The following is a 14,247-nucleotide window of genomic DNA, read 5'->3' on the forward strand; positions in this document are numbered from 1 at the left end:
TCAAAAACAAACTTCATATCGTTTAGTTCTTAGTAATTTAGCTATAGATTTAAAGACTTTTAACATGAAAAAGTTAATTGTAATATCATTTCTGTTTCTGATATCGGCATCTGCTATAAATAAAAATAGTAAAGAAGTAAAGAATGATTTTAAAGACCAAGACATCGAATATTATCGGCAAGAAATTAACCGCGCTTTTTCATTATTAAAAAAGAAAAAGAAATTCATAGACTTAGAACTTCTTAACACCGAAAAAGCACAAGTTCTCTCGATTGCCTTTCCGGAAATCCTACGATACGATTCTTATTCAGATTATTTAGAAACTTCTTCAAACAGAATTTTGTATGTCAATAAAGGAAAAGAAGCATCTGATTTTTCAACAGGTTATTTTCAGATGAAACCTTCATTTTTAGAAAATTTAGAAAATTATGTTGCTAATACCGAAAGTCTAAAATCGTATCAATGGGTTCTTATTCAAAACAAAGATGAAAAAGAAGCCCGAAAAGAAAGAATAAATCGTTTAGCAAATTTGCAATGGCAATTGCGATATCTAAAAGTTTTCTGGTTTGTTGCCGAATATAAATATCAAAATATTAATTTCAAAAGTACTGAGGAAAAAATTAGATTTTATGCAACAGCATATAATTACGGATTTACGAAACCTGAAAGTGAAATAACAAAATATCAGTCTGCAAAAAAATTCCCTTCCGGAGAAAGTACTAACACCCACAAATTAGCATTTGCCGATTTTTCAATTGATTTTATACAGACTTATTCCTTTTTTTTCAAGTAATAAATAGTAACAAACAAAACTCAAATTGAGCAGTGTTAATTTAAACTATATCCAAAAAGGATCGATTAAATAGTAAAAACGATAGAAAAGGTTTGCTTTTTATTAATTATCTTTACCGCCTTAAAAAGATATACCCATTATAATAGTAGTTTTTAATGATAAATAACGAAGATTTTTTAGACGAAATTGGTGACAGTCACTTCAGCAGCAATGCAAAAAACCCTTTAAGAGCGGATGCTTTTGACATAACTGATGAAGAAAAAATAGAAAAAATAAAAAAAGATGTTGAAAGCATTCTACAGACACTTGGAATGGATTTGACAGACGACAGCATCAAAGGAACTCCAAACCGAGTTGCTAAAATGTTTGTAAAAGAAATTTTTGGTGGTTTAAATCCTTCAAAACAACCAAAAGCTTCTACTTTTGACAATAATTACAAATACGGTGAAATGTTAGTAGAGAAAAACATTACCGTTTATTCTACTTGTGAGCACCATTTACTACCAATTATTGGACGCGCTCACGTTGCTTATATTTCAAGCGGAAGAGTTATTGGACTTTCTAAAATGAATCGTATTGTTGAATATTATGCAAAAAGACCTCAGGTTCAGGAACGTTTAACAATGCAGATTGTTCAGGAATTACAAAAAGCACTTGGAACAGAAGATGTTGCCTGCGTTATCGATGCAAAACACCTTTGCGTAAATTCTAGAGGAATTAAAGACATTGAAAGCAGCACAGTAACATCTGAATTCGGTGGAAAATTCAAAGACGCTCAAACGAAAAGAGAATTTCTTGATTACATCAAACTAGACACCCAATTCTAAATGTTTGATTGATTAATTGTTAATCTCTGTTAATCATTTAAAAATCAAAAATTAAACAAATTACAACAAGCAAAACTATGCCTTTATATACAAGTCAGCCCCTAAAAATATACAATTCACTTTCGGGTGAAAAAGAAGATTTCAAACCAATCCATGAAGGAAATGTTGGAATGTATGTTTGTGGACCTACCGTATATAGTAATGTTCACTTAGGAAACGTAAGGACTTTTATGTCATTTGACGTGATTTTCAGGTATTTTTTACATCTGGATTACAAAGTACGTTATGTGCGTAATATTACAGATGTTGGACATATTGTGGATGACGTTGATGAAGGTGAAGATAAAATTGCTAAAAAAGCACGTTTGGAACAATTAGAACCAATGGAGGTTGTACAACGATACACTGTAGATTTTCATGATATTCTAAAAGCTTTCAACTTTTTACCGCCAAGTATCGAGCCAACTGCAACTGGCCATATTATTGAACAAATCGAAATCATCAAAAAAATTATCGACAAAGGAATTGGCTATGTTGCCAATGGATCAGTTTATTTTGATGTTGTAAAATACAACGAAACCAATAATTACGGAATTTTAAGTGGCCGTAATATTGAAGATATGCTTGCCAATACCCGTGACCTTGACGGGCAATCTGACAAAAGAAACCCACAGGATTTTGCACTTTGGAAAAAAGCAGAACCAGAACATATCATGAGATGGCCTTCACCTTGGAGCGACGGTTTTCCGGGCTGGCATCTTGAATGTACTGCAATGAGCACAAAATACTTAGGAAATCATTTTGATATTCACGGAGGCGGAATGGATTTAAAATTCCCGCATCATGAATGCGAAATCGCACAAAATGAAGCCTGCACAGGACAATCTCCGGTAAATTACTGGATGCATGCCAACATGCTTACCTTAAACGGAAAGAAAATGGCAAAATCTACTGGAAATAATATTTTGCCAGGAGAAATTTTAAGCGGAGACAATACTATTCTGAGCAAAGCATTTTCTGCTTCGGTAACTCGTTTTTTTATGCTTCAGGCACATTATAGAAGCATTTTGGATTTTTCGGATGATGCTATTACTGCAGCTGAAAAAGGATACAAAAGATTAATGGAAGCGCTTGATGCATTGCCTGCGATTTCAACAAGCAATACAAGTTCTATTGATTTTGGAGCATGGAAACAGCTATGCTACGACGCAATGAATGACGACTTCAATACACCAATCTTAATTGCACAATTGTTTGAAGGTGTTCGTTATATTAATTTATTAAAAGACGGAAAGGAAACCATTTCTGCTGAAGATTTGAAAACATTTTCAACTGCAATCAATGCTTTTGTTTTTGATGTTTTAGGCTTAAGCGACGAAAAAGGTTCTGACGGCAATAACGATAAATTAGAAGGTGTTGTAAATATGCTTATCGGAATGAGAAATCAAGCCAGAGCAGATAAAAATTTCGCTCTTTCTGACCAAATTCGTGATCAGCTTATCGCTTTAGGAATCCAGTTGAAAGACGGAAAAGAAGGAACCAGCTTTTCGATCTAAAAAAGTCATTTCATAAACCCATGAAAGCAATCACTCCATTTATTTTATTAGTGCGCTTTTATCAAACCGCCATTTCGCCCTTTACACCGGCGTCATGCCGATTTGAACCAACATGTTCAAGTTACATGATTGAAGCACTTCAAAAACATGGATTATTTTATGGCGGTTATCTCGGAATGAAACGTATTTTAAGCTGTCATCCCTGGGGAAGAACCGGGTATGACCCAGTCCCGGAAAAGAAATGTTCACATAAACATTAACTTTTTATAAAGAGGAACTCTGCTTTAAATATTTATTTTTACAATTAATAAAAAACACAATACTACATGACACACGCCTTAAATTTGGTTTGGAATCCTTCAGAAGGAATTGATTTAGGATTTTTTATGATTCGTTATTACAGTTTGATGTTCGTAATTGCTTTTGGTTTAGGATGGTACCTAATGAAAAAGATTTTCGAACGCGAAAATGAATCACTTGACAAACTGGATTCTTTATTTGTTTGGACTGTTCTTGCCACTTTAGCCGGCGCGCGTCTAGGACATGTTTTCTTTTATGACTGGGAATATTTTAGAAACCATTTGCTTGAAATCTTTCTACCATTCCGTTTTGAACCAAAATTTGAGTTCACAGGATTTCAAGGACTAGCAAGTCATGGAGCAGCGATTTCAATCATCGTTGCCATGTATTTTTACAGTAAAATGATTCTAAAACGTCCATTATTATGGATTTTAGACCGTGTTGTTATTCCAGTTGCCAGCGGTGCGATTTTTGTTCGTTTAGGAAACTTTTTCAATTCTGAAATTATCGGACACGAAACAACATCTGCTTTCGGTATTCGCTTTTTACATGATAAATTCAGCAAGGCAGAAGCTGTTAACGCAACTCAAATTGCCAATCCTAAAGAAGCTTATAATGCAATTGCACATGATCCAAAATTTGCTGATTTACTAGCTCAGGTCCCTGCAAAACACCCAACGCAATTATATGAAGCTTTCTGTTACATTTTTGTATTTGCAGCTTTATATTTCTTATACTGGAAAACAAATGCAAGACTTAAATCAGGATACTTATTCGGATTGTTTTTAGTCCTTTTATTTGTTGTCCGTTTTATCGTTGAGTTTGTAAAAGAAAGTCAAGGCGGTTTTGAGAGCGAATTAGGCTATTTCTCAACAGGACAATGGCTAAGTATACCTTTTATCATAATCGGTCTTTTCTTTGTCATTAGAGCGCAAAGAAATCCATTAGCGACATCTTAATAAAGATCTTAAAAAAATACAAAATCCCAATAATGATATTATTGGGATTTTTTTTGCTCCAGAAACAAAAATTTCAAATTACAATCAGAATACCAATCGTTTAAATCCATTCTCGATTTTCTTCACTCTTATAATATTTAGAAGCAAAAACATATCATTTCAAAAGATCTATTGTCCCGCTGTACACTATATCTTTTCCCTGTTAAAGAAACAGGAAAAAGGATACCGCTTCCATCGGGGCTAGACTAGAAGTTTTTGTTTTCAAAAGATTTTAATCAAAATTACATTTGAAGATTAACCGAATACAATAATTCAAATTCCAGATTCTCCATTAAAAATTTGGCTTAAATAAAAAGTTCATGCTACAACTTTACTTCCATTGAAAATTAAAAAACTATTACTATTAGGAACAAAAAAAAGATCCAGCTTTCACTGGATCTTTTTCTATTTTAAAACAAGGGTTAAATTATGCCTTGTTATGTTTGTCTTCAATTGTGTGCTTATCATCACTAGAAATTGTATCAACCAATACTGGCGTAGCAATAAATAATGAAGAGTAAGTTCCTACAACAATACCAATCAACATAGCGAAGATAAATCCTCTAATTGACTCTCCACCGAAGATAAACATTGTTAATAATACAATGATCATCATTAATGAAGTATTCAACGTTCTAGACAATGTAGTGTTGATAGATGCATTTACGATATCTTCAAAACTTCCTTTACGGTTTCCGATGATAAACTCTCTAATTCTATCAAATACAATTACAGTATCATTCATAGAGTAACCAATTACAGTAAGAATCGCAGCAATAAAGTGCTGATCCATTTCCATGTGGAAAGGCATGAATTTATAACATAAAGAGTAGATTCCTAATACAAAGATTACGTCATGCGCAACAGCTGCAATCGCACCTAATGAATATTGCCATTTACGGAAAGAAACCATTAAGTATAAGAAAATAACTGCCATTGCACCAAGAACTGCCCAATAAGAGTTCGTTTTGATATCCTCAGAAATAGAAGCTCCAACTTTAGAAGCTTGTAAAACCCCAACTTTTTTACCATCAAAAGAGTTGATGAATTTATCATAAGTTGTATTTGGGTAATATTTCTGTAAAGCCTGATATAATTTTTGGTTTACTTCCTCATCGATAGCAACACCATCTTCTTTAATTTTATATTTAGTAGTGATTTTCAATTGATCATCATCACCTAAAACCTTAGCTTCAACTGGCGTTCCGAAAGCTGCAGATAACTCATCTGAAACTACAGTTGCATCGATTGGTTTCTCAAATTTCACTTGGAAAGTTCTTCCTCCAACAAAATCAACACCTTCATCTAATCCGTTAACGAAGAAGATAGAAATCAAACTCACAACAACTACAATTGAAGAGAAGATATAAGTGAATTTTTTGATTTTAATAAAGTCAAAATGGAAATTAGTAAACCAGTTTTTAGTAATGTTAGTAGAGAAAGTTAAATCACCTTTTCCAGCAATATTTCTGTCAATGAAAATTCTAGCAATAAAGATAGATGTAAACAATGAAGTTACGATACCAATTAATAATGTCAATGCAAAACCTTTGATTGGTCCAGTTCCAAAAATGAACAAGATTGCTCCAGTTAAAACGTGTGTTACGTTTGCATCAATAATAGAACGCATTGCTCCGTGCCATCCGTAAGAAGTTACAACAGCTTCAGATAACGATTTACCTTCACGTAATTCCTCTTTTGCCCTTTCAAATATAATAATGTTCGCATCTACAGCCGTACCCAATGTTAACACGATACCTGCAATACCTGGCAATGTTAATACAAAACCAAAACTTGCCATAATTCCGAACAAGAACAATAAGTTTAATAATAAAGCAAGATTAGCGTACCATCCAGCTTTACCATAATAGAATACCATCCATAAACAAACTAATAAAAATCCAACAACAGATGAAATAGTTCCAGCATCAATTGCAGCCTGACCTAAAGATGGTCCTACAACAGTTGATTGAATAATATCTGCAGAAGCTGGTAATTTACCTGCATTTAATACGTTAGCTAAATCTTTAGTTTCAGCAACATCAAAAGAACCTGTAATTTCAGATCTTCCTCCAGCGATTGGTCCGCTTGTAACTCCAGGAGCAGAATAAACGATATCATCTAAAACAATAGCGATATAACCTTTTTGAGAGAAAGCTCTTCCTGTCAATTCTTCCCAAACTTTAGCACCCTGGCTGTTCATTTGCATAGAAACAGCTGGTTTTCCTAATTGATCGAAAGTATCTTTAGCATCAGTTACAACACCACCGCTCATTGCAGGAACATTATCTCTATTACCTTTTAAAGCATATAATTCTACTGCTTCAACTTCTTTTCCTTTAGCATCTTTTAAAGTAGTTGGTTTACTCCAAACAAATTTTGCATTGTGTTGGTCAGCACCCAATAAAACTCTGATATCTGCTCTTTTGAAGTAAGCATTAACTGTAGCTGTATCTTTTGGAGCAAAATATCCTAAAACTGGACCACCACCTTGACCAATCATTTTGTCAAATAATGGATTGTTTCCTTTTTTAGTATCAACAGAATCTTTAGCATCAGTTAATAAAGCATTCAATGAATCTTTAACAACAGCTTTAGTTTCTGTTTTTTTGATTTCAGTCTTTTTCAAAGCCTCATTAGAAGCTACTAAGAAGTTACCGATTTCTTCAATCTTGAAAGTTTCCCAAAACTCTAACTGAGCTTTTCCTCCTAATAATTTTTTGATTCTATCAACATCCTTAGCACCTGGAAGCTCAACTAAGATTCTTCCTGTTTCTCCTAATTTTTGGATATTTGGTTGTGTAACACCAAATTTGTCGATACGCTCTCTTAATACTTTATAAGCACTTTCTACAGACTCATCAACTTTTCTTTTAATAACTTTTTGAGCTTGCGCATCAGTCATTTGAAAATCAATTCCACCTTCTCCTTGTAAACTTCTGTTTGCAAAAATATCTGGCGAAGCCAATTTCACCGTTCCGTTTGAATTTGCTTCAAAAGCTTCAAAAAATTTACTTAAATAAGTTTTATTTCCTTCTAAATTTGCAGTTGCATCAGCTAATGATTTATTAAAAACTGGGTTTTTAGAGTTGTTTGACAAACCTTTTAAAACGTCTTTAATAGAAATTTGAAGAATCACGTTGATTCCTCCTTCTAAGTCAAGACCTTTATTTAGCTGCTTGTTTTTTACTTCATTGTAAGTAAAATCTGTAAAACCAAGATCAAACACCTTCTCTTTACCAATAGAATCTAAATATTTTAGCTCTTTATCAGGATTATCTCCTGCAAAAGCTTTAGCCTCACCTTTGACATTATTTGCCACAAAAGTGAATGAAAGTTGGTAAATACTTACCAATGCAAATAGAATTGCGAAAAATTTAATAAGTCCTTTATTCTGCATTATTACTAAAAATTAATTATGTTTTATTGTTTGTTTTTGGTTCTAAATTCCCTAAAAATAAGCCCTGACATGAGATTTTAAAACTAAAAAATCGAGATCACGAATTACAACATTTTTTTTAAACCGAGCAAATATATAATTCTCGAAATGATTAAGCAATTTATTTATTAATTAATCTCAAAAAAAAGACTGCAAAAGTGCAGCCTTTTCTTTTTTTTAATGTTTTTATTATACTAAAATCGACTTTAAAGCGTCATTCATGTTACGAACTGCATCTGCACTTTTCGCAAATAACGCCTTTTCCTGATCATTTAAATTAATATCTACAATTTCTTCAATCCCGTTTTTACCAATTATACACGGTACTCCAATACAGATATCATTCTGTCCATACTCGCCTTCTACAAAAACAGAACAAGCAATCATTTTTTTCTGATCGTTTAAAATACTATCTACTAAATAGGCTACAGAAGCCCCTGGAGCATACCAAGCAGAAGTTCCTAACAAACCTGTCAGCGTTGCACCACCCACCATTGTATCAGCTGCAACTTTTTGAAGTACTTCTTCTGAAAGAAATTGAGAAACCGGTATTCCATTATAAGATGCCAAACGCGTTAACGGAATCATAGTAGTATCACCATGCCCTCCAATTACCATTGCTGAAATATCATTTGCAGGTTTATCCAAAGCTAAAGAAAGATAAGTTCTAAAACGAGAACTATCTAAAGCTCCACCCATACCAATTATTCTGTTTTTTGGCAATCCTGTAGCTTTTAAAGCCAAATACGTCATTGTATCCATTGGATTAGAGACAACAACAATTATAGTGTTAGGGGAATATTTTAATACATTTTCAGCAACTGTTTTTACAATTCCGGCATTAATCCCTATTAATTCTTCTCTTGTCATTCCTGGTTTTCTTGGAATTCCTGATGTAATTACAACTACATCACTGCCAGCAGTTTTAGAATAATCGTTGGTAACACCAGAAACTTTGGTATTAAAACCTGTGTTTGTAGCACATTGCATAATATCCAACGCTTTACCTTCGGCAAAACCTTCTTTAATATCCAACAATACTACTTCGCTCGCAATTCCTCTATAAGAAATAACATCTGCACATGTAGCTCCAACATTTCCTGCTCCTACAATGGTAACTTTCATATTTTTTACTTTATCGGTTATTAATTATTTGTCTATTCCTTAAAAAGACAATTCGTTTAATTGTCTAGTAAATTTAAACAATTAAACGAATTGGAATTATTAAATTTTTATTTTATGCATCAATATTTGCATAAACTGCATTTTTCTCGATAAATTCTCTACGAGGTGGTACTTCATCACCCATTAACATAGAGAAAACCTGATCAGCTTCTGCAAGACTATCAATATTTACCTGACGTAAAGTTCTGAAATTCGGATCCATTGTAGTTTCCCATAATTGCTCCGCGTTCATCTCTCCAAGACCTTTGTAACGTTGAATATTGGCACTTCCACCCATTCTTTCGTTTGCCTGATCACGCTGAACATCATTCCAAGCATATTCTTTTTTATTTCCTTTCTTAACTAAGTATAAAGGTGGAGCTGCAATGTAAACGTGTCCTTCTTCGATAAGCTCTTTCATAAAACGGAAGAAGAACGTTAATATTAAGGTAGAAATGTGGCTACCATCGACATCGGCATCACACATGATGATTACCTTGTGATATCTAAGTTTTTCAAGATTTAATGCTTTACTATCTTCTGCAGTACCAACTGTTACTCCCAAAGCCGTAAAGATATTTCTAATCTCTTCGTTTTCAAATACTTTGTGGTGCATCGCTTTTTCAACGTTCAAGATTTTACCACGTAATGGCAAAATTGCCTGAAAGTTACGATCACGTCCTTGTTTTGCTGTTCCACCAGCCGAATCTCCCTCGACAAGGTAAACCTCACATCTTGCAGGATCTTGTTCTGAACAATCAGATAATTTTCCTGGTAATCCACCACCGCCCATAACGGTTTTACGCTGTACCATTTCACGCGCTTTTTTCGCCGCGTGACGTGCCTGAGCTGCTAAAATTACTTTCTGGATAATTATTTTTGCATCATTTGGATTTTCTTCCAAATAATTTTCAAGCATTTCTCCAACCGCTTGAGAAACCGGAGAAACTACCTCTCTGTTTCCAAGTTTTGTTTTTGTTTGCCCTTCAAATTGAGGCTCAGCAACTTTTACAGAAATAATTGCAGTCAAACCTTCACGGAAATCGTCTCCGGAAATTTCAAACTTCAATTTATCCAACATTCCAGAAGCATCAGCATATTTTTTAAGTGTTCTTGTCAAACCACTTCTAAAACCTTGTAAATGCGTACCTCCTTCGTGTGTGTTGATATTATTTACATAAGAAAAAATATTCTCTGTATAACTCGTGTTATAAATCAAGGCAACTTCAACAGGAATTTCACCTTTTTCGTGATCCATACTGATTACGTGAGAAATAATTGGCTCACGGTTTCCATCTAAATAACGGATGTATTCTTTAAGACCTTCATCTGAATGAAAAACTTCACTTTTGAATTCTCCTTTATCATCAACTTCTCTTTTATCTGTAAATGTAATTGTGATTCCTTTATTCAAGAAAGAAAGCTCACGCATACGAGCAGACAAAGTATCATAAGAGAACTCTGTAGTTTGTGTAAAAATTGTATTGTCAGGATAGAAAGTCTGACGTGTACCTCTTTTATCTGTTTCTCCGATTTGTTTTACCGGATATAATGACTTTCCTCTTTCGTATTCTTGTTCGTAAATTTTTCCGTCTCTGAAAACTGTCGATTTCATATGAACAGAAAGTGCGTTTACTACAGAAACCCCAACACCGTGAAGTCCTCCGGAAACTTTATACGAATCTTTATCAAATTTACCTCCGGCACCAATTTTAGTCATTACAACCTCAAGTGCTGAAACTCCTTCTTTTTTATGTAAATCAACCGGAATACCACGTCCGTTATCTTCAACTGTAATCGAACCGTCTTCATTAATTGCAACACCAATAGTATCACAATGTCCGCCCATCGCCTCATCAATAGAGTTATCAACAACTTCATAAACCAAATGATGCAGCCCTCGAACCCCTACATCTCCAATATACATCGACGGACGCATTCTTACGTGCTCCATTCCCTCTAATGCCTGAATACTATCTGCTGAATAATTGTTCTTCTTGATTTCTTCGCTCATATAATTTATTCTAAAAAATGTAATTATTGTCTAACACGCAAATATATAAAAACGCAAATTATATATCCGTTAAAATCCCATTTAAAGCGCTTAAGTTATTAACACTATTGTCTAAAAAATCAAAAAAACAGCCCAAAAAGTCAATTTTAAATTCCAAATTCATAAATTCCAAATTCCAAAAATAATAATCGCATAAAAATTCAGATTGCGATTATAAATTTGAAATGTCAAAAATGTAAAAATTCCAAGTTCCAAATTTTATCAACACATAAAAAAACCGAAATACATTTGTAAGATGCATTTCGGTTTTTATAATTTTAAAACTCCTTAAATTGGAATTTGAAATTTTCCTTTTTATTATTTCTTATTGAAATCTCCAGCGTAAATTGATGTCATTTTATCTAAGCTCAAATACTTTCTCAAAACAGTATTAACTTCTTCAACTTTAAGCCCTTTAACTTTATTTTCTAAATCATCATAATCTTCAAGTGGAATTCCATACTGCAAATAAGTATTTACAAGTCTCATCAAAGTATTATCATTACCTAAACTAGTTTTTCTTTCATTCTGCCAGCTTACCAAATTTGATTTTAACTCTTCGGCTGTAAATCCATCTTTTAATGCTTTTGCAATTTCTTCTTTCGCTGCTGATTCAACTGCATTTTTTTTCGTTGGATTTAAAAAGGCATAGTAACTCCATGATGCTACGTCATTTGAAACTGGAATATCAATAAAAGATCCGGCTCCATAACTTATACCATCTTTTTCTCTTAATCTCATAGGGATTCTGGCACTTAAAAAACCGCCGCTTCCTAATATTTCATTTGCCATGACAAATGCAGGATAATCTGCATTTTTTCTATCCATTTTAAAGCTAACTCTTCCTACGGCAACTGCATTTTCTTTGTCTGGAGTAATAATATCTTTATCTAGTTTTTGTGTTTCAAAATAAGTTGGAATAGCACGTTCATATTTCGATTTAGAGTTCCATTTCCCGAATGTTTTTTCTAGAATTTCTCCTGTTGATTTCGCATCTAAATCCCCAACTACACTTCCAAAACCGTTGTTTCCACCTAGGATGTTTTTATAAAAATCTACAATTTCAGATTGTTTTATATTTTTAAAAGCATCTATTTCTTCCTGTGTAGTCGAAGTGTAAAAAATACTACCTTTTGGATATTTTGTCGTTTGTCTTGCAATCTCTGTAAAAGCAATAGATTGCGGATCATTTAAGTTTCCTTCTAAATAAGTATTATATTCTGCTATTGTTTTAGTTAATTCATTTTGCGGAAAAGTTGAATTAAGAAGCAAATCTTCTAAAATCCCCATAACCTCTTTGAAACTTTCCTTATAAGTATTCACATAAACAGACAAAGTTTGATGATCAAAATTGAAATAAATACTTGATTTCAATTGATCTAAACGATCCTGAATTTGCTCCTTGCTTCTTGTAGTTGTTCCTGTTTTCATTAGCTGTGCCATAATACCACCAATATCTGATTTCCCAGTCAAATCTTTCTCATTACTTACAGGAAAACTAAAATTAGCCTGAACTTTTCCGCCTTTAATTTCTTTCTTAATCAAGCCGTATTTTGCACCATTTGTCAGTTTGCCTTCTGTCAAATTTTGTTTTAAATTTTTGATTGACGCTTCAAAAGCTGCAACTTCTTTTTCTAAAGCCTTTCCTTTATAATCTTTAGTCAATGCAACGATTTGTTCATCTGTATATTCTACAGGTTTTAATCTTTGTTCATCTTTTGAAGGAATAAAAATACCTACTGTTCTATTATTGCTTCTAAAATACTTTTCAGCAACACGCTGAATATCCTCTTTCGTTAGTTTTTCAACGGCATCGCGATACAAATATCCTAATCTATAATCTCCAGAACCAATAATTTCAGTCAAATTGATTGCAAATGAAATCGTATTATTTTTTATTGCATCAATTTGTTTAATAATTTTCGCCTGAGCTCTGCTTACGTCCTGATCAGTGTATTTTGTTGTGATGATTTTATCCAATTCTGTTCTAACAATATCTTGTGTTGCTTTAATGTCTTTGTCATTAGGTATAGCAAATCCAAAATACATATAACTCGCATCTCTCACTGTTGGCTGCCAAAAATACAAGCTAGAAACCTTTTGAGTTTCAACCAATGATTTATATAAATATCCTGATGGATCTGCGGTTAAGATTTCGCCCAAAGCATCTAGCGCAGCATAATCTTTATCAGCATAAGAAACGGTATGATACAGCGCTCCCATATTTTTGCTTTCTCCCGCTCTTTTTAACTCTACAAATTTTTCACCGTCTTGTGCAGGCTCAATTGTATAGGTTTTATCTAAAACTCTTTTAGGTCTTGGAACAGCTCCAAAATATTGACCTACATATTGTAATGTTTTTTGCTCATCGAATTTACCTGCAACAATCAATGTGGCATTATCCGGCTGATAGTATTTCTCATAAAAAACTCTAAGCGTATTTGCTTTAACACGTTCTATATCTTCTTTGCTTCCAATAGTACTATTTCCGTAGTTATGCCATAAATAAGCAGTCGAAACGATTCTTTCCTGTAAAACACGATCCGGATTATTTTCACCTATTTCAAACTCATTTCTCACAACTGAAAATTCCTTATCAAGATCAGTTTGCAGAATCGTCGCATTAATCATCCTGTCTGCTTCCATTTGAATACTCCATTTCAGATTTTCATCATTTGATGGAAAAACTTCATAATAATTTGTTCGGTCAAGCCAAGTTGTTCCGTTGGCATTTCCTCCTTTGTCTGAAAGCATTTTTTTTATATCTCCCAGATTTTTTGTGCTTTTAAAAAGCATATGTTCTAGCAAGTGCGCCATTCCTTTCTCGCCATAACCCTCATTTCTAGAACCTACATTGTAAACAATATTAACCACCATATTGCTTTGAGAAGCATCAGGAATCAAAAGAACCTTTAATCCGTTTTTTAAAGAATATTCTTTGACACCTTCGACATTTGTAATAAATTTTGGCGTCTCTTTAGTCGCCACCGATTTTTGTGCATAAACTGAGCTCATAGAAATTAATGAGCAGCATAGAATTCCGCTTAATAATAGGTTTCTCATAGGTTGTTAAATGGTTTGAATTTATATTATTCTTGGTAATCAAATATAATATTT

Annotated in this window: 9 protein-coding genes; 5 read left to right on the forward strand and 4 right to left on the reverse strand. The window is 33.3% G+C overall.

Going from position 1 to position 14,247, the window contains the following annotated elements; genetic code table 11:
* Positions 1-64 precede the first annotated feature (64 nt).
* The 5 genes from ACNFIH_RS06345 to lgt all read left to right on the forward strand — a co-directional run bounded on the left by ACNFIH_RS06345 (position 65) and on the right by lgt (position 4,435).
* Positions 65-793, forward strand: a complete 729-nt coding sequence (locus ACNFIH_RS06345) for a hypothetical protein (RefSeq protein WP_426485951.1) — start codon at positions 65-67, stop codon at positions 791-793.
* A gap of 155 nt (positions 794-948) precedes the next feature.
* On the forward strand, positions 949-1,620 hold the full coding sequence (gene folE, locus ACNFIH_RS06350; protein WP_035649036.1) for a GTP cyclohydrolase I FolE: 672 nt from the start codon (positions 949-951) through the stop codon (positions 1,618-1,620).
* Between the two features lie 77 nt (positions 1,621-1,697).
* Positions 1,698-3,176 carry a cysteine--tRNA ligase gene (gene cysS / locus ACNFIH_RS06355; RefSeq protein WP_426485952.1) on the forward strand — a complete coding sequence of 493 codons (1,479 nt, stop codon included), beginning with the start codon at positions 1,698-1,700 and terminating at the stop codon, positions 3,174-3,176.
* Between the two features lie 20 nt (positions 3,177-3,196).
* The gene (gene yidD, locus ACNFIH_RS06360; protein ID WP_426485953.1) at positions 3,197-3,436 is read left to right on the forward strand and encodes a membrane protein insertion efficiency factor YidD; all 240 of its coding nucleotides are present in this window, start codon (positions 3,197-3,199) and stop codon (positions 3,434-3,436) included.
* Positions 3,437-3,502: 66 nt separating this feature from the next.
* Positions 3,503-4,435 (forward strand): prolipoprotein diacylglyceryl transferase, encoded by a 933-nt coding sequence (gene lgt / locus ACNFIH_RS06365; protein ID WP_426485954.1) that lies wholly within the window; start codon positions 3,503-3,505, stop codon positions 4,433-4,435.
* 466 nt (positions 4,436-4,901) lie between these two features.
* On the opposite strand, the gene secDF is transcribed toward lgt, so the two are convergent.
* The 4 genes from secDF to ACNFIH_RS06385 all read right to left on the reverse strand — a co-directional run bounded on the left by secDF (position 4,902) and on the right by ACNFIH_RS06385 (position 14,193).
* Complete coding sequence (secDF, locus tag ACNFIH_RS06370) at positions 4,902-7,874, reverse strand: protein translocase subunit SecDF (RefSeq protein WP_426485955.1); 2,973 nt, start codon at positions 7,872-7,874, stop codon at positions 4,902-4,904.
* A 228-nt stretch (positions 7,875-8,102) separates the two neighbouring features.
* Positions 8,103-9,038: a malate dehydrogenase gene (mdh, locus tag ACNFIH_RS06375; RefSeq protein WP_035649045.1), complete on the reverse strand. Its 936-nt coding sequence runs from the start codon at positions 9,036-9,038 to the stop codon at positions 8,103-8,105.
* Between the two features lie 112 nt (positions 9,039-9,150).
* Positions 9,151-11,091, reverse strand: a complete 1,941-nt coding sequence (gene gyrB / locus ACNFIH_RS06380; RefSeq protein WP_426485956.1) for a DNA topoisomerase (ATP-hydrolyzing) subunit B — start codon at positions 11,089-11,091, stop codon at positions 9,151-9,153.
* Between the two features lie 357 nt (positions 11,092-11,448).
* On the reverse strand, positions 11,449-14,193 hold the full coding sequence (locus ACNFIH_RS06385) for a M16 family metallopeptidase (RefSeq protein ID WP_426485957.1): 2,745 nt from the start codon (positions 14,191-14,193) through the stop codon (positions 11,449-11,451).
* Between the last annotated feature and the right edge of the window lie 54 nt (positions 14,194-14,247).

Source organism: Flavobacterium sp. 2, from assembly GCF_049949195.1.
Lineage (GTDB): Bacteria > Bacteroidota > Bacteroidia > Flavobacteriales > Flavobacteriaceae > Flavobacterium.